The sequence below is a fragment of the Bacillus sp. FSL R9-9834 genome, assembly GCF_038006905.1.
Lineage (GTDB): Bacteria > Bacillota > Bacilli > Bacillales > Bacillaceae_G > Bacillus_A > Bacillus_A pacificus.
Genome location: NZ_JBBOWD010000001.1, coordinates 1,314,686 through 1,338,900, shown reverse-complemented (window position 1 = coordinate 1,338,900; position 24,215 = coordinate 1,314,686). Strand labels below are relative to the sequence as shown.

General features: G+C 35.1%; 24 protein-coding genes and 1 tRNA gene. 10 read left to right on the top strand and 15 right to left on the bottom strand.

The features are described 5' to 3' along the window. Positions 1–285 precede the first annotated feature (285 nt). Both MKY00_RS06990 and MKY00_RS06985 read left to right on the top strand, forming a co-directional pair. Positions 286–420: an anti-repressor SinI family protein gene (locus MKY00_RS06990; protein WP_000276217.1), complete on the top strand. Its 135-nt coding sequence runs from the start codon at positions 286–288 to the stop codon at positions 418–420. A 79-nt stretch (positions 421–499) separates the two neighbouring features. Beyond that, positions 500–823, top strand: a complete 324-nt coding sequence (locus MKY00_RS06985; RefSeq protein WP_033678331.1) for a helix-turn-helix domain-containing protein — start codon at positions 500–502, stop codon at positions 821–823. A 90-nt stretch (positions 824–913) separates the two neighbouring features. On the opposite strand, the gene calY is transcribed toward MKY00_RS06985, so the two are convergent. The 6 genes from calY to MKY00_RS06955 all read right to left on the bottom strand — a co-directional run bounded on the left by calY (position 914) and on the right by MKY00_RS06955 (position 5,805). Next, on the bottom strand, positions 914–1,507 hold the full coding sequence (gene calY, locus MKY00_RS06980; protein WP_016716924.1) for a biofilm matrix protein CalY: 594 nt from the start codon (positions 1,505–1,507) through the stop codon (positions 914–916). Positions 1,508–1,808: 301 nt separating this feature from the next. After that, the gene (locus MKY00_RS06975; RefSeq protein ID WP_016716922.1) at positions 1,809–2,591 is read right to left on the bottom strand and encodes a DUF4047 domain-containing protein; all 783 of its coding nucleotides are present in this window, start codon (positions 2,589–2,591) and stop codon (positions 1,809–1,811) included. A 135-nt stretch (positions 2,592–2,726) separates the two neighbouring features. Further along, positions 2,727–3,314, bottom strand: a complete 588-nt coding sequence (locus MKY00_RS06970; protein ID WP_016716921.1) for a CalY family protein — start codon at positions 3,312–3,314, stop codon at positions 2,727–2,729. A gap of 60 nt (positions 3,315–3,374) precedes the next feature. After that, the gene (gene sipW, locus MKY00_RS06965; protein WP_000767811.1) at positions 3,375–3,944 is read right to left on the bottom strand and encodes a signal peptidase I SipW; all 570 of its coding nucleotides are present in this window, start codon (positions 3,942–3,944) and stop codon (positions 3,375–3,377) included. Positions 3,945–4,135: 191 nt separating this feature from the next. Next, positions 4,136–5,422 (bottom strand): D-alanyl-D-alanine carboxypeptidase family protein, encoded by a 1,287-nt coding sequence (locus MKY00_RS06960; RefSeq protein WP_000247008.1) that lies wholly within the window; start codon positions 5,420–5,422, stop codon positions 4,136–4,138. 155 nt (positions 5,423–5,577) lie between these two features. Continuing rightward, positions 5,578–5,805 (bottom strand): hypothetical protein, encoded by a 228-nt coding sequence (locus MKY00_RS06955; protein ID WP_000251858.1) that lies wholly within the window; start codon positions 5,803–5,805, stop codon positions 5,578–5,580. 285 nt (positions 5,806–6,090) lie between these two features. Between MKY00_RS06955 and MKY00_RS06950 the strand changes: the two genes are divergently transcribed. Both MKY00_RS06950 and MKY00_RS06945 read left to right on the top strand, forming a co-directional pair. Next, entirely contained in the window at positions 6,091–6,315 is a 225-nt protein-coding gene (locus MKY00_RS06950) for a hypothetical protein (protein WP_016716920.1), read from the top strand. A gap of 189 nt (positions 6,316–6,504) precedes the next feature. Continuing rightward, a tRNA-Val gene (locus MKY00_RS06945) sits at positions 6,505–6,577 on the top strand. A gap of 470 nt (positions 6,578–7,047) precedes the next feature. Here the strand turns inward: MKY00_RS06945 and MKY00_RS06940 are convergent. The 7 genes from MKY00_RS06940 to MKY00_RS06910 all read right to left on the bottom strand — a co-directional run bounded on the left by MKY00_RS06940 (position 7,048) and on the right by MKY00_RS06910 (position 10,744). Beyond that, positions 7,048–7,599: a hypothetical protein gene (locus tag MKY00_RS06940; protein ID WP_141114865.1), complete on the bottom strand. Its 552-nt coding sequence runs from the start codon at positions 7,597–7,599 to the stop codon at positions 7,048–7,050. 89 nt (positions 7,600–7,688) lie between these two features. Beyond that, complete coding sequence (locus tag MKY00_RS06935; RefSeq protein ID WP_016716918.1) at positions 7,689–8,927, bottom strand: hypothetical protein; 1,239 nt, start codon at positions 8,925–8,927, stop codon at positions 7,689–7,691. Between the two features lie 233 nt (positions 8,928–9,160). Next, positions 9,161–9,430 (bottom strand): hypothetical protein, encoded by a 270-nt coding sequence (locus MKY00_RS06930; RefSeq protein WP_001195380.1) that lies wholly within the window; start codon positions 9,428–9,430, stop codon positions 9,161–9,163. An 18-nt stretch (positions 9,431–9,448) separates the two neighbouring features. Further along, entirely contained in the window at positions 9,449–9,808 is a 360-nt protein-coding gene (locus tag MKY00_RS06925) for a hypothetical protein (RefSeq protein ID WP_001036555.1), read from the bottom strand. Positions 9,809–9,943: 135 nt separating this feature from the next. Continuing rightward, positions 9,944–10,126 carry a DUF3976 domain-containing protein gene (locus MKY00_RS06920; protein WP_001178301.1) on the bottom strand — a complete coding sequence of 61 codons (183 nt, stop codon included), beginning with the start codon at positions 10,124–10,126 and terminating at the stop codon, positions 9,944–9,946. 28 nt (positions 10,127–10,154) lie between these two features. After that, positions 10,155–10,532, bottom strand: a complete 378-nt coding sequence (locus tag MKY00_RS06915) for a hypothetical protein (protein ID WP_016716917.1) — start codon at positions 10,530–10,532, stop codon at positions 10,155–10,157. A gap of 2 nt (positions 10,533–10,534) precedes the next feature. Then, positions 10,535–10,744: a helix-turn-helix transcriptional regulator gene (locus MKY00_RS06910; RefSeq protein WP_000428510.1), complete on the bottom strand. Its 210-nt coding sequence runs from the start codon at positions 10,742–10,744 to the stop codon at positions 10,535–10,537. A gap of 826 nt (positions 10,745–11,570) precedes the next feature. Between MKY00_RS06910 and odhA the strand changes: the two genes are divergently transcribed. Beyond that, positions 11,571–14,438 carry a 2-oxoglutarate dehydrogenase E1 component gene (odhA, locus tag MKY00_RS06905; protein ID WP_000197152.1) on the top strand — a complete coding sequence of 956 codons (2,868 nt, stop codon included), beginning with the start codon at positions 11,571–11,573 and terminating at the stop codon, positions 14,436–14,438. Between the two features lie 130 nt (positions 14,439–14,568). Next, positions 14,569–15,828 (top strand): 2-oxoglutarate dehydrogenase complex dihydrolipoyllysine-residue succinyltransferase, encoded by a 1,260-nt coding sequence (gene odhB, locus MKY00_RS06900; protein ID WP_016716916.1) that lies wholly within the window; start codon positions 14,569–14,571, stop codon positions 15,826–15,828. Positions 15,829–15,883: 55 nt separating this feature from the next. On the opposite strand, the gene MKY00_RS06895 is transcribed toward odhB, so the two are convergent. Next, entirely contained in the window at positions 15,884–17,353 is a 1,470-nt protein-coding gene (locus MKY00_RS06895) for an RNA-guided endonuclease InsQ/TnpB family protein (RefSeq protein ID WP_016716915.1), read from the bottom strand. A 259-nt stretch (positions 17,354–17,612) separates the two neighbouring features. Here MKY00_RS06895 and MKY00_RS06890 point away from each other — a divergent pair, with 259 nt between their 5' ends. The 4 genes from MKY00_RS06890 (at position 17,613) to MKY00_RS06875 (ending at position 23,718) form a co-directional block, all read left to right on the top strand. After that, positions 17,613–19,532 (top strand): putative thiazole-containing bacteriocin maturation protein, encoded by a 1,920-nt coding sequence (locus MKY00_RS06890; RefSeq protein ID WP_016716914.1) that lies wholly within the window; start codon positions 17,613–17,615, stop codon positions 19,530–19,532. Next, positions 19,529–21,478 carry a TOMM precursor leader peptide-binding protein gene (locus tag MKY00_RS06885; protein ID WP_016716913.1) on the top strand — a complete coding sequence of 650 codons (1,950 nt, stop codon included), beginning with the start codon at positions 19,529–19,531 and terminating at the stop codon, positions 21,476–21,478. Before MKY00_RS06890 ends, MKY00_RS06885 begins: the two co-directional genes overlap by 4 nt. A 16-nt stretch (positions 21,479–21,494) precedes the next feature. Then, positions 21,495–23,036: a SagB family peptide dehydrogenase gene (locus MKY00_RS06880; protein WP_016716912.1), complete on the top strand. Its 1,542-nt coding sequence runs from the start codon at positions 21,495–21,497 to the stop codon at positions 23,034–23,036. A 91-nt stretch (positions 23,037–23,127) separates the two neighbouring features. Continuing rightward, positions 23,128–23,718 carry a class I SAM-dependent methyltransferase gene (locus MKY00_RS06875; protein ID WP_016716911.1) on the top strand — a complete coding sequence of 197 codons (591 nt, stop codon included), beginning with the start codon at positions 23,128–23,130 and terminating at the stop codon, positions 23,716–23,718. 33 nt (positions 23,719–23,751) lie between these two features. Here the strand turns inward: MKY00_RS06875 and MKY00_RS06870 are convergent, their stop codons facing one another. After that, the gene (locus MKY00_RS06870) at positions 23,752–24,162 is read right to left on the bottom strand and encodes a DUF3908 family protein (RefSeq protein ID WP_016716910.1); all 411 of its coding nucleotides are present in this window, start codon (positions 24,160–24,162) and stop codon (positions 23,752–23,754) included. Positions 24,163–24,215 lie beyond the last annotated feature (53 nt).

Below are 24,215 nucleotides of genomic sequence, written 5' to 3'. Positions count from 1 at the left end.
TTCAATATTTTTTCAATATTTAGTCATATTATGTAATGTTTTTAATATATTTGTAAAAATTTCATAGTTAGCATACGAGTATATCACAATTCAACAATGTTTTCTGAAAATATTGAAAATATTTGTCAGAAACTTTATAATCGCCATAGAGGGAATTTAATGGGGATTTTATCTTTGTTTTATCTACAAAATATTTGATAATTCACTACATAAATACAAAATCCGATTGCATTATCACGTATTCTGTAGCAGCAGTTATGACCGATAATTAGGGAGGAATTACATTTGTACAAAGATAAGACTGACGCATTGGATCAAGAATGGATTGATTTAATACTTGAAGCTCTAGACGCTGGCATTGCACTACAAGATATCGAACATTTTTTCCAACGTATGAAACCATCTAGTCAGGCTCAATAGGTTTGTTCTTTTTAGCGAAGTTTATGTTATAATAATGACATCATAAGACGACGACATATTGATAGAAAGGTGCGCAAATATGATTGGAGAACGTATAAAACGCCTTCGCTTACAAAAAGGTATTTCATTAACTGAACTTGCCGAAAAAGCTGGTGTTGCTAAATCTTACATTAGTTCTATAGAACGAAATTTACAAAAAAACCCTTCCATTCAGTTTCTTGAAAAGATCGCAGCAGTTCTACAAATTCCAGTTGATACTTTACTTCATGATGAAACAACAAGGGAAAATCACTTAGACTCCGAATGGACACAACTCGTTAAAGATGCGATGAGCTCCGGTGTCTCCAAAGAACAATTTCGTGAATTTCTTGAATTTACAAAATGGAAGCACGATCAAAAATAATAAATAGAAAGAAGTGCTTACAACCGGCACTTCTTTTTTCTTTATGACGAATTGTATAATAAAAAAAGCGGGGGGGCCCCGCTTTTTTTATTATTTTTCAGTGCCTTCTTCTTGGCTAGCATTGAATGTCCATTCTAAATTCAATGAATCACCTTGGAAAATATTTTGATCTTTCCCGTTATCTTCAAATTCAAATTGTACCCATAAATAGTCTTCTGTTTGTGGTAATAAACCACCATTCTCAGCCCATTCAGGAGCAAAGACGTCTTTAGCTATAACATCTGGATCCGTATTTTGTAAATCTGCTAGAGTTGTTTCATATACAGACTCACTTTGTTTATCCCAGTTCCAAAGGAATTTCACTTTAATATGCTTACCAAGATCTTCACCAGCATTATCTTTTTTTACATCATTCACAGTATACTTTGTCGCTAATTTAACGTCTTTAATTGTTAAAGAACCATCGTTCTTTAATAAGAACTCCTTCTTAACAGAATCCCCTGGTTTTAAATCTTTAATATCCACAAGCGTTTTAGGGTTTAATGTAAGATCTAACGTCCCAGCTGCAAATGTATTATTTGATACTTCTTTATCGCTAAAGAATGCAAACGTTCCTCCACCAATTAAAGATAACCCCAGTGCTGCTGATGCAACTCCCATACCTAATTTCTTTTTCAGACTCACAATCAATTCCCCCTAGCTGTTTTTTTATATTTTTGTCTCTTATTTTTCAATAAGAGATATAAAGAAAACTATATTAGCTTAGCTAATGTTCGTTCTCTTTTAGAAATCCTAAGTTCATTATAACGAACAGAACTCTATAAATACAACAAATATTTATTAGTATTTTCAATTATTTTTATTTCTCAATATTTATTTGTTTTTTCTGAATTATTACGTTTATATTTTAAGAAACACAATAAGTGCGAGGGCAAGTACTCCCTCACACCCATATACATCATTCTTTTTCATAACATTCGTCAGTTTATTCTGATTTTTTCTCATTATGATCAATGGCCGTATCCTTCTCATGAGCTCCTTGTTCAGGTTTTTTAGCTGTTTCTACTTGTTTCTGTTCTTCTACTTCTTTCTGTTCTTCTGCTTTTTTCTGTTCTTCTACTTTTTTCTGTTCTTCTTCTTCTTTCTGTTCTTCTTCCTTTTTCTGATCCTCTATTTTTTTCTGTTCTTCTACTTTTTTCTGCTCTTCCGCTTTTTTCTCTGTATCTATTGCATCTTTTAATTGTTTATCAAGAGCCTGAATTTGTTCATCAATAGCTTGCAAACTAACTTCTTTCACAATATAATCTCTTTTCTCTTTTATACTGCGAAAACCTTCATTCACATATAGGGCTACTTGTTGAATCGATTCACTTTTATTCACTTTTAATTCTTCTTGTATTTGATTATAAGGAGCTTCTATCGCAGTATATACATTCTGTAAAGCTTCCTCCTCAGAAGCAATTTTCTCACGTCCTTGTTGCCATACAACAATTGCCTGTTCTATTTCTTCGATAGAAGTTACTACCAACTTCTCCTTCATTTCTCCATACTCATGCTCAATAGACTGTTTATGTTGCTCAGCTTCCTCTTTTAACGTATCAACTGTTTTTGGAAATATAATCGCTGTAGAAAGAGCGGCTTCCACTTTCGTTTCATGAATGAATGCCGCTTCTGTATGCGTCATAATTTGAGATCCTAAATAAAACGTAATAGAGCACATACACGGCAATATAAGCATCTTTTTTAAATTACGCGGTCTTTTCAGCATCTTAATCTCTCCCATCGAACATTACGTTCTTTATACAGAACAATATCTTTATTATAATAAAGAACGATACAAAATGATAGCTATATACTAGAAAAATAGAAAAAGGGCTATCTATTTGATAGCCCTTTTTTATTATTATTTTGTTTCACCTTCTGTTTGCTGTGCCTCAAACGTCCAAGTTAGATTTAATTTATCACCTTGGAATTCATTTTGATCTTTTTTATTATCAACAAACTCAAATTTCACTTTGAATTTATCAGATTTACCTGCAGAAATACCTTTTTCATCCCAGAACCAAGCAGCTAAATCGTTATTTACCGCAGTAAGTGTGTCACCCTTCAATTTATCTAGCGTTGTTTCCTTTACGATTGTTTCATGCTTGTCTACATTTTTTAAGAATGTTACTTTAATATGCTTACCAAAATCATCTTTATTATCTTTCTTCACATCTTCTACTGTATAATCTGTTTTTAGTAGTACTTTTTTAATATCTAATGTCCCTTTATTTTCTAATTTAAATTCTTTTTCAACTGTATCACCAGGTTTTAAATTGGATACATTAACAACTGTTGATGGATTTAATGCTAAATCCAGCGTACCCGCCGCAAATGTATTGTTTGACACTTCTTTATCACTGAAAAATGCAAACGTTCCTCCGCCAACTAATGCAGCCCCTAATACTGCTGATGCGATACCCATCCCTAATTTTTTCTTTAAAGTCATGTCCATATCCCCTTAATATATATTTGTTAATTTCCTAATAGGAAACTATAACCAAAATAACTAGACGGATTGTTCTACTTTTTTCTCTTTCTTTTCTCCATCAATGCTACGAATTGCACTAAAAATAGTAATCGCTGAATAGCCTAGTAAAAAGATTCCTGGAATAATAAGAAGTAAAGCAGCTCCAGCTTTTGAATTCGCATAATTTAATGCATACCCTGCATAAGGAACTGTAATATCTGCATATTTCCCAATGACATTATCCGCAAGTACTGGTTCTAAATCAGGGCCATTGTTGTTATCCCCTTTTGTTTCATACATTACTTTTCCATTTGTATCTTTCACACCGATAATACGGTGAGTGATAATTTTTTCATCTTTCTCTTTAAAAGTAATAACATCACCTTTTTGATATTTAGAGCCATCTTTTGTCGGTTCTATCGCAATGATTGACCCTGTTAAAAATGTTGGTTCCATCGATCCTGATAACACTGATTTAAATTGATATCCCATCACCGTTGGATCCCCACCGCTAGCTTTTGAAGAAATAACTACAAAAGCTAAGCAAACCATTAATGCAAATAAAACAAATGAGATAACGTTGCTAATCACCTTCCAAATTAATTTCATTGTTTCTCTCCCTCTCCGTTGTTTTATATTATTTGAAGTATGCAATATTCACCTTTGTTCTTTAACAAGAACACAAGTAAATAATATAACGAACGAAATGGAAATGCAATAAGAAAATTTACAATTATTAGTTATTTCTAATATAAAAAGGACTGTGACAAATTCTCTTCACAGCCCTTTAAACTAGTAATTTATTTTTCTTCTGATTTCATTCCTTTTGTATTTCGGCGTAACACTACAAATAAAATGGCTCCAAATAATATGGCAGCACCTATCCCAATGCTTATTATTTTCACGTTTGATTCGTTTACTTCAGGCTCGATCGTATCTTTTTTGGGCATTGCAAAAGTAACATCTTCTTTAGAAAGAACATTAACCGTCGCAATTGTTTGATTATTCTTCGTAATATCAACTGCCCCAACTACCTCACCACGATGAATTCCTTTATGATACAAAGAATCTTTATCTAATGAAGCCGCACGGAAAATCGTCCTCACATTTTTTCCTTCATCTTTCTTAAGCATCACTTCTGCACTTTTTTCAAGCTCGCTATCAATATCTTTATTTAAATACGTTGTCTTTTGATGCCAACTATGTTTATCTAGTACAGTTTGCTTCACAAATTGACCAAAAGAATAGTCCGCCATCTGCTTTAAATCTTCATAAATTTCAGGTCTTTGAGAAGCCATTACTACATTTATAATACGATTTCCATCCTTCTCATTTAATAGAACGAGCGTATTGCGCGCTTCATTTGTAAAACCTGTCTTACCGCCAATACTAAATGGATTTTCAAAATAAGTAGATTTATTAAAAATAGACACCGTCTGCCTAGATGTCGTAACTGTCGTCCTTTTCGTATTCATCGCTTGCAAAATCTCAGGGTACTTTTGCACACCTCTCGTAATCATAGCCATATCATATGGTGTAGTATAATGGTTCGGATCATGCAATCCATTTGGTGTTACAAAATGACTATCGGTAGCCCCTAATTGCTTCGCTCTCTCATTCATCATATTAGCGAAATTCTCAACACTTCCGCCAATACGCTCTGCGATTGCATATGACACATCATTCGCACTTAGCACCATTAAAATCATAAGTGCAGTATTTCTATTAATCGTCTCACCAGGTTGAAACTCAATTTGATAATTACTCTTCTCTTGATCTAATGCTAATTGTGAAAACGTAAATTGATCCTCTGGCTTCGTATGCTCCATAAGTAAAATCGCCGTTAACACTTTCGTCATACTAGCCGGAAATGCACGATGATGTGCGTTTTTATCATACAAAATATCTCCAGTTTTCGCATCAATCGTAGTTGCAAACTGACTAAAAACATTTGGCCCTTCCTTAGGTGGTGGTGCCACTTGTTCTGGATTCACTCCAACATTCGTCTCAGCACGTAACGTCATAGGTGTCAAAAAAAATAAACAAATAACGGTAATAAAAGCCAAAATTTTCTTAAAATTTACCATATGACTCTCCCTTTTCACTATACTCTCACAGCTTAAAAACTGAATATACCAATCTATATGTAATTTGTATTAAATTGGAAGAATATTCACTGTTTTTTACTATATCATACTTTTACGATAAATAACATAAATATACAATAAAAAATAAGAAAGAATTATTCTTTCTTATCCTTCTCATCAATTAATGAATCTATTAAATTTTGACTAGCTTCCTCAGGTGTAATCTCATCTGTCATCCCCATAAACGACCAACCTTTAGAATCGACCCACTCAACAAACTCTTGCAAAAACTCATCATGTGTAACATCCACATCAAGAATTGAGCCATTAATTGAAATCGTTCTATTTTTAGATACGCGCATCTTGAACGTTTTCCTTACCATTACGATAATTCTCCCTCTACTTCTGAATAATTATAAAATAATCTTGTATCTCTGTTATACATGATTTTAAGTAAATTGTAAAAAGGATATATTGGCCAGTTTGCATATTGAAACTGAAAATCTATCATCCTGCAAAAATAGCAAACGATATGTAAAGGATCATAAATAACTAAATAAACTCACATAAAAATAAAACAACTTACATTTTATCACACCAAATACAAATGACTTTCGTACAATAGAATGGAATATACTAGAAGAAAACTTATAATGAGGAGGAACTCCATGGCGCGTTGTACGTATTGTAAAACGAAGTGGAAAGTAAAAGATGTATGGTCGATACTCTTGACATTTGAAAAAGATTGTCCCTATTGTTTTGGAAGGCAATATTTATCAAAGAAAACCATAAACGCTATGCCAGAACTTTTAAGCTTACCTTTACACTTCTTATTCCCTTTTCTTGTTGATTTGAGTGATGAAGGTCCTTTAGATTGGTATCGAAAAAAATAATATAACCGCTCTATTTGAACCCACTTTTCATTACATTCTCTACCTACATATTCCTTAATACACTACTAAATTGACTCCAAATTCTTCCTGTTAAAAAGATTACCATAAAAATATTGTAAAATTTCAGTTAATTATATATAATTGCTTTAACATAATGAGTAAAGATTCTATTACATACGCATTTTTGAAGATCCCGTAGCTCAGCAGGGAGAGCGCCACCTTGACAGGGTGGAGGTCGCTGGTTCGAGGCCAGTCGGGATCATATGCCCCCTTGATAGTCAAGGGGGGTTCTGTTGCGCTTACTTTTCGGCATTTCTTCATTATAAATAAAAATTGAATAGATAAAACAGAGCAATATCGATATACAAATACTGTAATTATAATAAATCCATCTTCACCTGTATACAAAAGCACACTTTTCTTTGCAGCTATTACAGTCTATTTATTATTTATAAAGCCAATATAATAGAAGTTGTTTTTATTTCTAGATTAAAAAAGCACGATTTAGCGAAAATTTAACAATAAATATGAATTATTATATACATTACTTTGTTTCAAGATAAATAATTCTTAATAAAGCTCAATTAAATCTGTTCCACCTTCAAATAAGTATGAAAAGTGCGATTAATCTAATACCTTTTTAATTTATCTGTTCTGATTGATAATTTATCAGCTAGCTTATCAATATAATTTGATTGAAGCATTTCCAACTGTAATACTCGAACCATCCCTCTATAAATTACCTCTTTTTTTAAAACTTATATTTGGCTGTTTTAATTCATTAAACTGTATACTCATATTCCATGGTTTATATGTTTTAAACCCCTTTTTAAATCGTTTCCTTTCAGTTTTTATGTAAGGGTTTTCTTCCATGAGTAAATTAAAATTCTTATCTGTTAGTCCATTCTCCTCGTATACCACAAACTCTTTTATAGTCGAATATGATCTCAACTGATTTCCAGAAGTTTCGAACACTTTAGGGTAAACTTGTTTAAAAAAGTTCCTCATTAGAATACCTTCAGTAACGTTAATTTCGTTTCTATTGATTGTTTCACCTAAAAAAGGCGAAATTACAATGATTCTCTTAATTTGGTCTATGTCACTTACATTCAAGTTTAAATATTTACACAAATCCAAGAGATTGTCTGCTTGTGTATAAAAATCAGAAATACGTTCCATTTGATTGAGTGCTTCATCAATTTTAAATCTCAGTTTATAGTATTCATACGAATTAATTATATGGGAGAAATTTTTTATTTCACACAGATACAAGGTTTTTCCCATATGAAATACTCCATCAAGTTCGTATTTATCATCAGTATCCTTAATGTTAGTAAGAAATCTTAAATTAGTATTTTTCTCTACTAGATTCCTCAATTTTTTTCATAACCATAACCCTTTTCACTTAAGATAGACTTTTTAGACATTAGTCTCATTATTGAGCTAGTTATATTTAATGTAAACGTTATTTGAGGAATTATAGCATATCTATTTTCATCTATTTGAATAAGAGGAGTTTCAAAAATGCTCTCAGATTCCTTAGAGAACGTAATTAATCTAATTAATTCACTAATTTTCCCCCTAGATATTCCTTTTGAATCTAAAAGATTATAGATTTCATTATAATGACACACTTTTATATTACGTTCAAATGAGTCATTTCTTAATTCCATGTTTCTCTCAAAAGACACTTTATGCTGGAATGCTAGTTCTTTTAAACTAAAATAAGTCTGACATAAATCTTCTAAACTTATCCCGATAGTATTATCCACAATTTGTGTAGGATTTTCTATGTTTAAAAAATGTTTAATAAATTCAAGATCATTATCATAGTTCAAGTATAGATCTTTTAAAAGCGCTCTTGTTGTAGAAAACCCTTTTGAGTAACTTTCTATGGCTTGCCTGGACATCTTAGCTTCTAATGTGGTTAAGTATCTGTTTTTTGCAATATCAACTTTCATTTTATCATCTGATATTCTAATTTTTATTTTTTTCTTATCTCTAAAAATCTTCGTGCCAGCAAATTGCCAATCGTCTATCAAATTACCAAGTTGAAAATCGATAGCAGCATTAGCAAGTATTGTCTCCATATGATTATCTATACTTTCATAGTAATCAAAATTACTGGTTATCCTCGATTTCTTTTTAAAAAGAACATACCATAATACCTTCGAATAAGCCTCTATCCCTATTTCATATACGCCTGAAGTAAAGACCGAACTCTGGGATATTACGCTATTGGCCATTCTTTGCCCCATAACAAGTAGATTGGCAAGTAAATGTTTACTCTGAAAAAAAGAATAGTTCATCACATCATTCATTGACTGAATATTTTTGTCAATCAACTCTTGAAATAACTTGATTTCATTTTCTAAGTTTAATATCTTTTCAATCTCAGAATCACTTAATAGTCCTTTCAATTCATCCAATATCTCTTCTAGATATTTCCTATACTTATTTTTTCCGTACTTATTCAAACAAATTCCCGATACTTTTATGTAATCAATTGTATTGTCTAACCCTTCATTTTGAAACATGAATAGCACATCACATTTGAATTTTTTGTTATTTATAGACTTATGTATTTCATCTAAATTATAATATTTTCTCATACACTCCACCTTATTTAAATGCTAATTTTTTGCTACTACATATTTGAATTATAAAACACCTCATCAGCTTCTGAATGTTTCTCCAATTTTCATTTTATTCACTTCAATTAATTAGCCCTTATTCTCACCGATACACTCACTTTATGAATTATGGTATAGAATTTAGCAACCCTATTTCAAAAAGATTCAATATAAATACCAAAATAAAAACCAACACCTTTAAGATTGCTGGCCTATCTCTTATTCATATTCGAAACAATAATAACAATTCCGCCAAACAAATAATGCCCCGCTACCATCCACATACTCCGATCAAAAATCATAAGCGATAACCAAAGCGATATATTAATAGCAGCAAATAATACATATAAAATGAAGTCTCTCTTTTGTAGTGCTTCTCTATTCCTCAAAATATAAATAGCGCCGATTGGTGGAAGGATGAAGCAAAGGAAAAAAACAAACATTTTTCTTAATGACCATGGATATGAAGTTACTGTTTGCATATAGATCTCCTTTTTATTTTATAGTACCTTTAACATCGGTCTTACTACTCTATACTCGTCACTATAAAGCTCCTTTATGATTAAGGGTGAGTGAGGATTCCCCTCTTCTTCTATCATTGTGAATACTTCTGTTTTTTCGCTTAATATGTTGGATTCACTATTTTTAATAGGTTTTTCACTTGTTTCAATTTTCTTTGTTATTTCTCCTAGCCTTTGCCCCACTTCTTCTGCTTTAGCCGGTTCATTTGTTATGTAGTATTCTTGCCCCTCCCATACTAACATAGGTGGCACTTGTTCTCGTTTGTTACATATTATATAAGTAATACTAGCTATAAGTAGTAGGCATGTTAATAAAAAGAAGATAGTTTTTTTATTCATATACTCTTCTCCCTATCTATCATTTTATTAAATTATATAATATCCATTATATACAGTAAATGGATTTAGTAGGAATTTTCGGATTTTACAAAAAAAGAGAAAAACCTTACTGCTGTAAGGTTCCATTTTTATATTCTATAGTGACCGATTTATTAAAACGATCATGACGATAATCGCTATAAACATAACAACTAAACAGCCGATCATTTTATAAAAGCCTCGTTTCGTTAACGTCCCACCTTGCACGTCTTTCCGAATAAATAAGAATACGGCTAAAAATAATACAAGCCCAATGCCAAAAGCATACATCATTTGCATATGTTAATCTTCCTTTCTCTCTTCCATCTTAATATCTTTTTGCCAAAACAACAAACGAGATAAAGACGGTACTCATCGTGAGTGCCATAAGTATGTTCAGTAGTTCAACTGCAGATAGTGTAATAACATTTAAGTTTAAGCCAATAGAGAAAAGAAGATAATACGCTGTTAATGCAAAAAAGCTGAAGAACATGCCTTTATAACGAATTAATTTCATCCGCTCGTCTTTTTCTTTAAATTGCGGATGTAAGTAGCTTAAGCAAAAGCACATGATCATCATCGCAAGCACTGTATAAGTTGGAGTTGGTGGTGCAGAATGCGTCATTATTCCTGTTAGGGTCATAAATCCACTCATAAATAGAAAGATAATCCCCATAATTACGAAGTACTTTTGTGAATAGTTCATCTTTATTCCTCCCCTTCTTTTCCTTCATAAATAAATACATGTTCTATCGTCGTCTGAAATGTTTTCGCGATTTCAAATGCTAACGGAAGTGACGGATCGTATTTTCCTTTTTCAATTGAAATGATGGTTTGTCTGGAAACGCCAAGTTTCTCAGCCAATTTTTCTTGAGATAGTCCAAATTTTTTTCGGTATTCGACCATTTTATTTTCCAAGGAAATTTCTCCCTCCTCCCTTATACCAAGTATATACGTAAAGGAAACTTTACGTCAAGTTTCCTTTACATTCATTTTAATTATTATTCACGCTATTTATATAGAAGAAACTTTTTCAATTTCAGCACGTCTATTTTGTAATGAAACATGGAACAATGTAAATAACTGTTACTATATCTCCACCTCTCTTTTTTAAAAATTTAATATCTCCATATTTGTTTTATCCTTTTAAAATATTTCATTTATCCCTTTATTCCACGAAATACGTTATTGGTTTTACGCTGTTTTTCGTCATATTTATAGAAACTAACTGTTTATGAAGCATTTTTTATGTTTAGCAACTTTTTTTGTAGAAATCCTTCACTTTCCTTTCAATATTTAACACTATCTAAATAAAGTTTACGATAAATTCATAATTTTTTATTTTTTATACTATATTCCGTTATATTGTTGTATAATATCAATGAAAGCGCTTATTATTTCAATATACATAATTCGAACTTATTTTTATCGAAACATTCTAACTATTATACTTATATTTACATGCAACAATTTTAGTTATTTGTATAGGTATACCAAATATATCCACCCTATTTTTCTGTAAAATTACTTTATAACATGAAAGATTAACTTGGGTGATAAGTTATTGTGAATGTTTTTTTACAAAACAGATAAGTAATAGTGTTTGGTATTATGTAAATTATTGTAATAACATAAGAGTAAAGAAAAACATTTACATTGATTATTGGTTCATCAATTATTGAAAAGAGCAAAATGCACCTTTTTGTATGGAAAAAGGATTATATGCATTGGGAGGTTTAAACAAATGACGAGGAAGAATACAACGACAAACCCTTGGGCCAAGTTCCACGGTCCGAACCTTGGTTATGTTATTGAACAGTATGATCTTTACGTAACTGGAGCAGGTTCTGTTGATCCGGAATTACAAGAGCTTTTTGAAATTTTTGGAGCTCCTTCGTTTCAAGATGATGTCGTAACAGGGGACAACACAGCAACACATTTTTCTCCTCAAAACACAGGTAACATTGAAAAAATTCTTAAAGTCGTTCAACTTGTTGAACAGATTCGTTCTTTCGGGCATACGTTGGCTCACATCAATCCGATGGAAGATGCTGCAAATGGACAATCTCTTCTTGAGAAAGCAATGAACGAACTGAGCGATGCTGATTTGAAAGCGATTCCAGCAAAAACAGTATGGCAAGATGCACCAGAAGGTATTCACACTGCACTTGATGTAATTCATAGATTAAAAGAAGTGTATACACAAACTTTAGCTTATGAATTTTCTCATATACAAGATAGTGAAGAACGCGCGTGGTTGCATCAAATGGTGGAATCAAATTCATTGCGTCAACCACTATCAAATAAAAAACGAACTGCTCTTTTAAAACGTTTAACAGCTGTTGAAGGTTTCGAGCAATTCTTGCATAAAACATTCGTTGGGCAAAAGCGTTTCTCTATCGAGGGCGTTGATATGCTTGTACCTGTTCTAGATGAAATTGTGCTAGAAGGTGCTAAAAACGGCGTAGAAGATGTCATGATCGGTATGGCTCACCGCGGTCGTCTAAGCGTACTTGCACACGTATTAGAAAAACCATATAGTCACATGTTTGCCGAGTTCAAACATGCAAAAATAGAAGGCGCAGTAGCAAATTCTGGCTGGACTGGCGACGTAAAATACCATTTAGGTAGAGAACAAGTCGTTAGTAACGAGGAAGTTAGCACTCGCGTTACATTAGCAAATAACCCAAGTCACCTTGAGTTCGTTAATCCTGTTGTAGAAGGTTTCGCACGTGCGGCTCAAGAAAATCGTAAAAAATCTGGTCTTCCAGAACAAGATACTTCAAAATCATTCGTAATTTTAGTTCACGGTGATGCTGCATTCCCTGGTCAAGGTATTGTATCTGAGACACTCAACTTAAGCAGATTGAACGCGTATCAAACAGGCGGAACAATTCATGTTATTGCAAACAATGCAGTTGGTTTTACGACTGATAGCTATGATTCTCGTTCTACGAAATATTCAAGTGACCTTGCAAAAGGTTTCGATATCCCGATTGTTCACGTCAATGCTGATGATCCAGAAGCTTGTCTTGCTGCTGCTAATCTTGCAATTCAATATCGCATGTTGTTCAAAAAAGATTTCTTAATCGATTTAATTGGTTACCGCCGCTACGGTCATAACGAAATGGATGACCCAGCAGTTACACAACCACAAGTGTACAAAAAGATTAAAAATCACCCAACTGTAAGAGCAATTTATGCAGATCAATTACAAGCTGCTGGTGTTCTAAATGCAGATGAAATTGAAACAATTACACAGTTTACGCAAGAGCAATTAAAATCTGACTATGCACAAGTACCGCCAGCTGATACGAGCGATGCAACAATTCACGTTAAAGTGCCTGATGTTGTTGCAAAGGGCATTCAGTCAATTGATACTGGTGTTGAGCTTGATTCACTTCGTGCAATTAATGAAGGTCTACTATCTTGGCCAGAAGGCTTTAACGTATATCCGAAAGTGAAGAAAATTCTTGAGCGCCGTAAAGACGCTCTTGAAGAGAACGGTAAAATTGAATGGGCACTTGCTGAGTCATTAGCATTCGCTTCTATTTTACAAGAAGGTACGCCAATTCGTTTAACTGGTCAAGATTCACAACGTGGTACATTCGCGCATCGTCACATCGTATTACACGATACGGATACAAATGAAACATATTCACCATTACATCGCTTACCAAACATCAACGCTTCATTCTCTGTTCATAACAGTCCGTTATCAGAAGCTGCTGTTGTTGGTTACGAGTATGGTTATAACGTATTCGCTCCAGAAACGCTTGTTATGTGGGAAGCGCAATATGGTGACTTCTCAAATACTGCGCAAGCATTATTTGATCAATATGTTTCAGCTGGAAGAGCAAAATGGGGTCAAAAATCTGGTTTAGTTCTTCTATTACCACACGGTTATGAAGGTCAAGGGCCAGAGCACTCTAGTGCACGTCCAGAGCGATTTTTACAGTTAGCTGCTGAGAACAACTGGACAGTTGCAAACTTAACGAGTGCGGCACAATACTTCCATATTTTACGTCGTCAAGCATCTATCTTAGGAACAGAAGCTGTTCGACCATTAGTATTGATGACGCCGAAGAGTTTATTACGTCACCCACTTACGCTTTCAACTGCTAATCAGTTAAGCGAAGGACGTTTCCAACCTGCTTTAGAACAAGAAAACCTTGGTACAAAACCAAACAAAGTAAAACGTCTTGTTTTAAGTACAGGTAAAATGGCGATTGACTTAGCTGCAGAAATTGAGTCTGGTAAACACGAGTACAACTTAGATGAAGTTCATATCGTTCGTATTGAGCAACTGTACCCATTCCCTGCTGAGAAAGTTCAATCTATTATTAAACGCTTTAAAAACTTAGAAGAAATTATTTGGGTTCAAGAAGAACCTCGTAATATGGGCGCATGGCATTACATGGCTCCAATTCTGTTCGAACTAGCTGGAGATAAAGTGAAAACAGGTTACATCGGACGCCCAGATCGCTCTAGCCCATCTGGCGGCGATCCATTCGCTCACAAAGCTGAGCAAGAACTAATTGTTGCACACGCTTTAGATGTGAAGTATAACTTCCGTCAAGATAAACAAGAAATTGAAGTTTACAGCAACTAAAAAGTAACAATGAAGGTTTCTAGCCCGCCCTGGGCAGAATATCTGCCCAAGGCGAGCTAACAAATGGAGATTACCGAAGACAAAAGAAGAAAAAACACACCGTTAGGCAAATAAGGGGAGGACATTTAAAATGATCGAAATTAAAGTACCTGAGCTTGCAGAATCTATTACTGAAGGAACTATCTCACAATGGCTTATCAACGTAGGCGACAAAGTTGAGAAAGGTGGCAGCGTTGTTGAGCTTGAAACTGATAAAGTCAATGTAGAAATCATTGCAGAAGATTCAGGTATTGTATCGAAGTTACTAGGCGAACCTGGGGATACAGTTGAAGTTGGCGCAACTATCGCAATTTTAGATGCAAACGGAGCACCAGTTGCAGTAAGTACGCCTGCACCGGCTGCTGAGCAACCGAAACAAGAAACAACTGAAGCACCAAAAGCTGCGGCACCAAGTGCTGAACAAACTGCAGCTTTACAAGGTTTACCAAATACAAACCGTCCTATCGCATCACCAGCTGCTAGAAAAATGGCTCGTGAATTAGGAATCGACTTAAACGACGTACGTAGCACAGATCCACTTGGACGTGTGAGACCACACGATGTACAAGCTCATGCTGCAGCACCAAAAGAAGCACCAGCTGCTCCAAAAAGTCCAGCTCCTGCTCCAGTTGCAAAAACTGAATTTGAAAAACCAGTTGAGCGCGTGAAAATGTCCCGCCGCCGTCAAACAATTGCAAAACGCCTTGTAGAAGTTCAACAAACATCTGCAATGTTAACAACATTTAACGAAGTTGATATGACTGCAATCATGGAATTACGTAAAGAGCGTAAAGACGCTTTTGAGAAAAAACATGATGTACGTCTTGGTTTCATGTCATTCTTCACAAAAGCAGTTGTTGCAGCATTAAAACAATTCCCATTATTAAATGCTGAAATTCAAGGTGACGAGCTTATCATTAAAAAATTCTATGATATCGGTATTGCAGTAGCAGCTCCAGATGGATTAGTTGTTCCAGTTGTACGCGATGCGAACCAATTAAACTTCGCTGAAATCGAAAGCGAAATTCGTGAATTAGGTAAAAAAGCACGTGACAACAAACTTTCATTAAAAGAACTACAAGGTGGTACATTCACAATTACAAACGGTGGTGTGTTCGGTTCTCTAATGTCAACACCGATCCTAAACAGTCCACAAGTTGGTATTTTAGGAATGCACAAAATCCAAGTACGTCCTGTTGCTATTGATGCAGAACGTATGGAAAACCGTCCAATGATGTACATCGCTTTATCTTACGATCACCGTATCGTTGATGGTAAAGAAGCAGTTAGCTTCCTTGTTGCTGTTAAAGATATGCTTGAAGATCCAAAATCATTATTATTAGAAGGTTGATGAACACTCCCCCACTTAGCAAAGCTTGAAGTGGGGGTTTTTCTAACGTTTCGACCTAACGGACGATTAACGTCAGGGGAGTTAACACATTAGCGAGCTGTTTCACGCCTAACCCCTCTATCCCATTTGTCCATGCATTTGGGATTACTTTTCGTAAAATGTTAGCCGCAGCATTTACATCTGCATTAATTAAAGTTTTATTTGCTGAACGATATATGCCGCGCTTTATTCGTTTTCCTGAAAAAGTTGTATTTTGGTCATTTTCTCCATACGTTGGAATGAAGTCGTTATCCAGAAAACTTGCTTTCGATGTATATGATTCTTCAGTTACAACAACTTGAATGCCTACAGCATTTGCTTTGTATGTAATTATTTGAATCAGTAAATTATGCGGGATATGACAAAACGATTGGTTATTTCTTTTTCCCATATTCGTTTCTTGTTTCCAACTTTTGTTTTGGCCAATAACGATTTTACAAACTTCTTCTTCTTGAGCTAGTTTTACGATGTGGTGACTCACTTTATGGAAGACGTCTTTTATTTTCAAGTAACGTTTTTGATGAAGTTTTTCTATCCTTTTAGAAGTAAAAGGTCCTTCATTCGTTTGTTTTCCATTTCTAAGAATGCTTGTAAAATGACCCTTCATTTTGTTGTAATATTGATTTATGCTTTTGACATGTTTGCCCTTAACAAGGACAGGTTTCATACCTGTGTTTGTTACGATGGTTGCAAGGTTATCAATCCCTAAATCAATACCCATATAACGAGCATTCTCTTCCATAATTTGTTGTTCAGAAGGAACATCCATTACCAATTCCACTACATATTCATTGTATTTTGGAATCACACGAACTTGTTTCAGTTTACCTTCAGTGAAACCTAGTTTCCCAATATTTAATTGCAATTTCGTCTTTGGAAACTTTAAAAATCTACCGTTTTTAATGATGCAATCTTGGTTTGTATACAGAATCTCTTTTTCAGAAGAACGAATATACTTTGGAATCCTAGGCATTCCAGCATATTTGTTTGGATTCTTTTTATAGTCTTTTAAACTAGCAAAAAAAGATTTCCAATTTTGGAACAAACCTTTCATGATTGACTGGCTACATTGCGTAGGCAAAGCTCGATAATCCTTTTGAATCATAGCCTTAAATAGTGCATCTAGAAAGTTGTAATCTACATAAGGTTTTTCAAAATTAGGTTCTGAAAACAAATTACATGTAATCTCTTTCTGTTCTTCTTTAGGCTTTACTTTCTCTTTTTCCAATTTCTTCTGATAGGCAAGAAGTTGTGTGTCATTCATCTTACCAATATTTTTATGAATATGATCCAGAACTTCTTTTTGCAAAGGCTGCAACTCTTTTTCTTGTGTTAATCCAGTGTACACCTGGCGTATATAAAAGTTTGTAGTGTTGTACATATTCTTAGCGTTATGACAACATTCTTGAAAATAAGAATACATACGATGCCCTTTTTTAATCCAGATTTGAAGAGTTTTATAGTTTGATGGATTTTCCTTTGTCATTTTATTCACCTCCTTGTTAAGGATATTATAGCAAAAACAGAACGTACGTTCACTCCCTTTTCTTGAAAATAAAATATTTCTTTCGATTCACCTCACCACCTTCACTTACGGAGTCCTCTCGAAAGGCATGATAGATTAATAATCTAATATATAAAGGCTGTAGAATGAATTATTCTACAGCTTTTTTTATTACGTTCATACGGGACAAATTTCATAACATAAGCTAATAATGTATGCCTAAAACGTAAGGAGGATTAAAATGAGTAACCTTCCAATTCATGCAAAATTGAAAGCAAATAAGGATACTTTCTTCCTCCCCGACTCAAACGGGGGTGTCTATTTTCGAAATAATGCCAGTTCATTTCGTATGGACGGTGATGGAATTTACAACTGGATTGAAAAATTAATGCCAATGTTTAACGGTGATTACTCTTTAGCAGAAATAACGGATGGTCTCCCTCTTCCCTATCAAAATCGTGTACTTGAAATTGGAGAGATTTTATATACAAATGGCTTTGTCCGTGATGTAAGTCAAGACGCACCTCACGAATTAAACAGCGCATTACTTGATAGATACGCTTCGCAAATTGAATTTCTAGAAGCAGATTCTCATTCAGGCGCATTAAAATTCGAAACGTACCGCAAAGCGAATGTCCTTATAATTGGTTCTGGAGATATGCTTACTTCCTTAGTTTCTTCTTTATTAGAATCCGGATTACCTACCTTTCATTACCTTGTGACAGATTATGAAGAAACGAATTACGACCGCATTCATGAGCTAATAGAAATTGCACATGAAGTGGATGATACTGTACTTGTTCAAGAAATAGATACGACAATTGATCGTCCTCTGCATGAAGTGTTCGAGCCTTTCGACTGGATTTTGTACGTTTCTCAAAATGGAGATATTGATGGCCTAAGAGCAGCTCACACGATTTGCAAGGAAGTAGGAAAGAACTTTATACCAGCCGTCTGTTTATCAACACTTGGTATAGCTGGCCCTGTCGTAATGGCTAATCGTGAAGAATGCTGGGAATCCGCATGGCATCGGCTACATGAAACGACTTTACAAAATGAAAATTCATCAGCCGCCTTCTCCCCTATTACATCTGCAATGCTAGCAAATATAATCGTTTTTGAATTATTTAAGCACGTTGCTGATGATTCACATCGAGAAAAGGATCCACAATTCTTTTTATTAAATTATGAAACACTCGAAGGAGCATGGCATCCTTTTATAAAACACCCTCTCGCAACTGATGAAAGTTTTACAATTGATACGATAGAAGACCTTTCTGAACAACTTGAGCATCGGTCTAGCCAACATACTTCAACTGAATTATTCCGTTTTTTCGATTCATTAACTTCTAAAGAAGCTGGTATATTCCATGTATGGGATGAACAAGATTTATATCAATTACCATTATCACAATGCAATATTCAAGTAGCTACACCGCTATCAGATGGTCCAACTTCCCTCCTGCCTCTTATGACTTGCGCTGGTTTGACTCATAACGAAGCGCGCCGAGAAGCTGGTTTAACAGGAATTGAAACCTATGTAGCAGAAATTATACACCGCCTTATCCCTGAACATAACGATATTGGTATTGGCGCTGGAGAAACGATGACAGAGGGTGTATACCGGGCATTACAACAACATTTAAATCACAAATTGTATGAACGACAATCACATATGCTAGAAGAAATTACGACGGTCGACTTAACCGAAATTCATGATAAACATTGTAGATTTTATTACGATGCCCTCGCTACAATTCATGAAACACCTAAAATCGCAATGGGTGAAGATATTCTCAGTTTTCCAGTCGTTTGGGTTGGTATACATGATCGATGGTATGGTGCATCTAATATTAATATGACGTTAGCGTTACGAAACGCACTACAACTATCGCTTCTTCATATTCAAAATGAAGAGACTCCTTACAGAACTAATATTTTGCCTGAATCATCTATTATTTTATATGACACGGATTCTTTTAGAGTGGAAATACAAGCGGAAAAAGAAATTCCAGGTGTGCAATCATTACAGCTTGCCTTGCAACATTTAGAAGAACATCATTTTTATCCATTCGTGTTTGATTTAGCGATTGAATCATTTTTGAAAGAAAACTTAGATGGTGTGTACGGGGTATTAATTGCAAAGGAGGATAGTCTATGACTCAAAATATATTGCTTATAGGAGATGGCCTTCTTGCAGACTATGTACATGATCAATTATGCAAACAATATTCCATCATTCGCCAACACACAATTGCAGACGAAATCCCTGAAAATATCGACCTCGCTCTCGTATTACACGACGGCTCTCCTTCTACGATTCATCATGACGCTGAGCTAACTTTCCGGTCAAATCATATTCCATGGCTACGTGGTTTTACTTCATTTGGTGAAGGGGTTATCGGTCCTTATATTCATCCTCTTGCAGCGGGGTGTACTCATTGTGCCGATGGACGACGCTTTATCGCTGGATTTGATCAAAAAGAAATGTGGGAGCTACAACGAAAATATGCGGTAAAAGAAGAAAACGTAACAAGACGTGATGTACGTGCCACCCAAAATGGCATTCTGCAAATGTGCCATCTTATTTGCGCAGAAACAGAGAAAATATTAACTCATACTCATTCTTCTTTAGAAAATGAACTCATTTTACTAAACTTACAAACACTGCAATGTACGCGGCATTCTTTTCTTCCAGATCCGCTCTGCCCTGTATGTAGCAATTTACCTGATGACACGGCAGATGCAGCAGCGATTTCATTACAACCGAGCTTAAAAACAAATGATGCAACATATCGCTGTCGTTCCATTCATGAACTAAACACATTTTTAACGAGAGATTATTTAGATTACCGCGTCGGTATGTTGAACGGAAAAATGCAACATTCTTTACTACCATTTGCTGACGTTATTATAAACATGCCATTAATGTTTGGAAATGAAGGGGTTGCAGGCCGAACTCTTTCATTTGCAATAAGTGAAGCAACTGCCATTTTAGAAGGTTTAGAACGATATTGTGGTATGTCACCTCGAGGAAAAAAGACAAATGTGCATGGTAGTTTTCATGATTTAGAGGATTATGCACTAAATCCCCTTACGCTCGGTGTACATACAAATGAACATTATAATCGTGATGGTTTTCCATTTAAACCGTTTGATCCTGACTATGAACAAAACTGGGTATGGGGATATTCATTGTCACAAAACCGGACGATTTTAGTTCCTGAATCAATCGCTTATTATAGCCTCGGTCATCGAGATGCTTACGTATATGAAACATCAAATGGCTGTGCCATTGGTGGTAGCTTAGAAGAAGCAATTTTTCACGGCATTTTAGAAGTTGTAGAGCGTGACGCCTTTTTGCTCACTTGGTATGCTGAATTACCTCTTCCCCGCCTTGATCTTAGTTCAGCAAATGATACAGAATTACAATTAATGATTCAGCGGCTGTACACGATTACCGGTTATGAATTGCATGCTTTTAACGCAACGATGGAACACGGTATCCCGAGCTTATGGGTAATTGCGAAAAATACGCGTGAACATGGAATGAACGTTGTTTGTGCTGGAGGCTCTCATTTGGATCCCGTCCGTGCTTTAAAGAGTGCCATTCACGAAATAGCAGGCATGTTACTCATAACAGACGATGAGCTCGAACAAAAAAGAGAGCACTACGAAAACTGCTTACAAGACCCTTATCTCGTTAGCCAAATGGGAGACCATAGTATGTTGTACGGATTAAAAAAAGCAGAAGAACGTCTTCACTTCCTTTTACGTGACGATGCTCCGGTGCAATCGTTCCAAGAAATGAATGTATTACAATCAGTTGATCTAGATTTAACATCCGATCTTCATCAACTTTTAAACCGTCTAGAGCAATCTGGACTTGACGTAATCGTTGTAAATCAAACAGTACCTCTTATAGAAAAAAACGGATTACATTGTGTAAAAGTCATTATCCCAGGCATGCTACCGATGACGTTCGGTCACCACCTCACTCGACTTACAGGGCTAGATCGAGTGTATACCGTACCGATGACACTTGGATATACAGACGAACCTTTAACGACTGAACAATTAAATCCACATCCGCACCCGTTTCCATAGTAAAGGAGGGGATTTCATGCAACTAGATACTTTTTTACATCATCTCCATTTCTCTATCGATGAAATTATGCCAAATCATGAAATAGACTGGGAAGATGCACCGCTTCCTTATAAATTATATCGAAACTTACCTATTATCCCTCTCTCTTTAGAAATTCCATTATCTTTACCTAACTCTTCTACTACACCTACTTTAGATGAGATTAGTCATTATCTTTGGTGCTCATTTGGTTTAACCCAGTTATGTCAGCTAAATAGCGAGAAAATTTTATTCCGAAGATCTATCCCTTCCGGCGGCGCTTTATATCCAAATGAATTGTATATATATTTAAAGATTGACGATTACCCAGACGGCATTTACCATTATGATGCCGCGCACCACCGACTTATCTTACTACGCGAAGGAAATTTCGATTCTTATCTTACAGAAGCACTTGGCAATCGTTGTAACTTACAATCTTGTTTTGGTGCTGCATTCGTATCCACTATGTTTTGGAAAAACTATTTCAAATACAATAACTTTTCGTATCGACTTCAAGGATTAGATAGTGGCGTTCTCATCGGACAATTACTTGAATGTGCCAAACAATTCGGTTACACAAATGGCGTATACTTTCAGTTTCTAGACCGGGCAATCAACCATTTACTCGGACTGTCAGAAGGCGAAGAAAGCGTGTATGCTGTCCTTCCTTTCAGTACAGAACCGCAAACGAATTGGTTTCACAATGATTACCGTGAAATTAAAACAGTTACTTCTCATGAGCTATTACAACAAATTCCACCTTTAGCACATGAACATTTCGTTCGCTCAAAGCATGTAAATGAGTATCCGATGATAACAAAAATAAATGAAGCTTCTATGATCGAATCGACAGCACAGTTCCAAACACTAGCTCATGAAGAGCACTTTCAACATCATGCGCACGCTGTACAACTGCCGAAAGTAGAGCGTTTATCTTATGATTTCTTACAACTTTGCAGAAAACGGTATTCCCCTGATGCTGACTTTATTTTAACGAAATGGGATACAGCCGAGCTCGCTACTTTACTACAAGAAGCGAGCCTCTCCTTCCCTTACTACAACGACCTTGATGGTCAGTATGTAAATGAAAATGCGCGCGTTTCCTTATATGGATGTTTTTATAACGTAAAAGATATAGAAAACGGCGCTTATTCTTATAATAGTAAAACGCATTCCATACAGCCACTTCAATATGGAGACCTTCGTTATCCCCTACAATCTAGTATGACGATGGATAATGTAAACCTTTTTCAAGTACCGCTTTGCCTACATGTAGTCGGAAAGAAAGATTACTATACAAATGCATTAGGCTACAGAGGATACCGTATTCACCAAATGGAAGCGGGTATACTCGTTCATAAACTCGTTTTCGCCGCGACCGCAATGGGGATGGCTGGGCATCCTTTACTTAGTTTTGATACAAATTCATGTGATCAGTTGTACGGGATAGAGGCTGGGAATGAAACGTCACTTATTCAAATTCCTGTTGGAGCTTATCGGGCGCGGAATTGGTTAAAAGGGGATTTGCGTAATTAGAAGCACGCCGGCTATCGGCGTGCTTTTTTAAAGGACTTAATTTATAAAACGCGAAATAAGTATATATTCTTATATAAAAGGAGAGTTTAACTTGAGCATTTTACAACGATTAATCCAGCAAGCAAAAAATCCGCGCGGGGCAATTGGTTCTTCCATGCTTTGTATTATGAATGCCGCACATACGAGACTAACAAATTGGTCTTTACAAAAAATACATATACGTGAAGATGCAATTACTTTAGATATTGGTTGTGGCGGTGGTAAAACAATACATACTCTTTCAAAACGAATTCCGTTTGGGAAAATATACGGAATTGACTATTCGGAACAAGCTGTTGAAAACTCAAAAAAAGCCAATATACAGGACGTAAAAACAGGGAAAGTAATCATTCATCAAGCAAGTGTCTCCTCTATTCCTTACAATACAAACTTCTTCAACCTCATTACCGCTTTTCAAACACACTACTTCTGGCCTGATGTGGAACAAGATATAAAAGAAGTATTTCGCGTCCTACAGCCGAACGGATCCTTTTTATTAGTAGCTGAAACTTTCAAAATTCAATATCATATGGAGAAATATAAAACGACTGAAGAATTAATAAACTTATTTTATAAAACAGGATTTAAAAGTGTGAAGTGCTATGAAGAAAAAGGATGCCTTTGTGTAATAGGAACCACGTAAAAAAAGCAGGCCCTTTGAGGTCTGCTTTTTTTACTAGATTAATTTGAAAATGCTCTTTATTTGTCTCGCAAATAACCAGTTTTTCGTACCGTAGTTATCATTTAAACTATCTAAATTGATAGATTGTCCGTTAGCAAACTTTAATTCTAGCGTTGTATTTTTATCGTTTGTTTTTAAGTTACTATGTGTAATAGCATCATACTTTAATTTTTCAATTTCAACATATTCGTCTTTTTCTTGTCCGATCACGACATGGTCTTGGAAGAAGAAAAAGACTTCTACTTTCTTACCGAAACAAAATACATTTTTCGTATAAATTAATGTCGCATTATCAAGTCCGACGCATACTTCTTTCATCTCTTCAATAACGTGTCCAAAGTCTTCTTCATGTCTTGTGTTTGATTCAGCAATCCATTCTTCGATTGTTTTCATATTAATTGCCATACTGTGCCCCCTGGTTCGTTCATTGCTTTGTTTTAAAGTAAATACTATATGAC

Excerpts from the sequence above, each read along its gene's own strand:
- MKY00_RS06885 (WP_016716913.1), top strand. The coding sequence starts at position 19,529 with ATGACTCAAAATATATTGCTTATAGGAGATGGCCTTCTTGCAGACTAT.
- MKY00_RS06970 (WP_016716921.1), bottom strand. The coding sequence starts at position 3,314 with ATGACTTTAAAGAAAAAATTAGGGATGGGTATCGCATCAGCAGTATTA.
- MKY00_RS06960 (WP_000247008.1), bottom strand. The coding sequence starts at position 5,422 with ATGGTAAATTTTAAGAAAATTTTGGCTTTTATTACCGTTATTTGTTTA.
- MKY00_RS06880 (WP_016716912.1), top strand. The coding sequence starts at position 21,495 with ATGCAACTAGATACTTTTTTACATCATCTCCATTTCTCTATCGATGAA.
- MKY00_RS06925 (WP_001036555.1), bottom strand. The coding sequence starts at position 9,808 with ATGAATAAAAAAACTATCTTCTTTTTATTAACATGCCTACTACTTATA.
- MKY00_RS06955 (WP_000251858.1), bottom strand. The coding sequence starts at position 5,805 with ATGGTAAGGAAAACGTTCAAGATGCGCGTATCTAAAAATAGAACGATT.
- MKY00_RS06870 (WP_016716910.1), bottom strand. The coding sequence starts at position 24,162 with ATGGCAATTAATATGAAAACAATCGAAGAATGGATTGCTGAATCAAAC.
- MKY00_RS06950 (WP_016716920.1), top strand. The coding sequence starts at position 6,091 with ATGGCGCGTTGTACGTATTGTAAAACGAAGTGGAAAGTAAAAGATGTA.
- MKY00_RS06940 (WP_141114865.1), bottom strand. The coding sequence starts at position 7,599 with ATGGGAAAAACCTTGTATCTGTGTGAAATAAAAAATTTCTCCCATATA.
- MKY00_RS06930 (WP_001195380.1), bottom strand. The coding sequence starts at position 9,430 with ATGCAAACAGTAACTTCATATCCATGGTCATTAAGAAAAATGTTTGTT.
- MKY00_RS06975 (WP_016716922.1), bottom strand. The coding sequence starts at position 2,591 with ATGCTGAAAAGACCGCGTAATTTAAAAAAGATGCTTATATTGCCGTGT.
- odhA (WP_000197152.1), top strand. The coding sequence starts at position 11,571 with ATGACGAGGAAGAATACAACGACAAACCCTTGGGCCAAGTTCCACGGT.
- sipW (WP_000767811.1), bottom strand. The coding sequence starts at position 3,944 with ATGAAATTAATTTGGAAGGTGATTAGCAACGTTATCTCATTTGTTTTA.
- MKY00_RS06935 (WP_016716918.1), bottom strand. The coding sequence starts at position 8,927 with ATGAGAAAATATTATAATTTAGATGAAATACATAAGTCTATAAATAAC.
- MKY00_RS06895 (WP_016716915.1), bottom strand. The coding sequence starts at position 17,353 with ATGACAAAGGAAAATCCATCAAACTATAAAACTCTTCAAATCTGGATT.
- MKY00_RS06985 (WP_033678331.1), top strand. The coding sequence starts at position 500 with ATGATTGGAGAACGTATAAAACGCCTTCGCTTACAAAAAGGTATTTCA.
- MKY00_RS06890 (WP_016716914.1), top strand. The coding sequence starts at position 17,613 with ATGAGTAACCTTCCAATTCATGCAAAATTGAAAGCAAATAAGGATACT.
- MKY00_RS06915 (WP_016716917.1), bottom strand. The coding sequence starts at position 10,532 with ATGAACTATTCACAAAAGTACTTCGTAATTATGGGGATTATCTTTCTA.
- odhB (WP_016716916.1), top strand. The coding sequence starts at position 14,569 with ATGATCGAAATTAAAGTACCTGAGCTTGCAGAATCTATTACTGAAGGA.
- MKY00_RS06920 (WP_001178301.1), bottom strand. The coding sequence starts at position 10,126 with ATGCAAATGATGTATGCTTTTGGCATTGGGCTTGTATTATTTTTAGCC.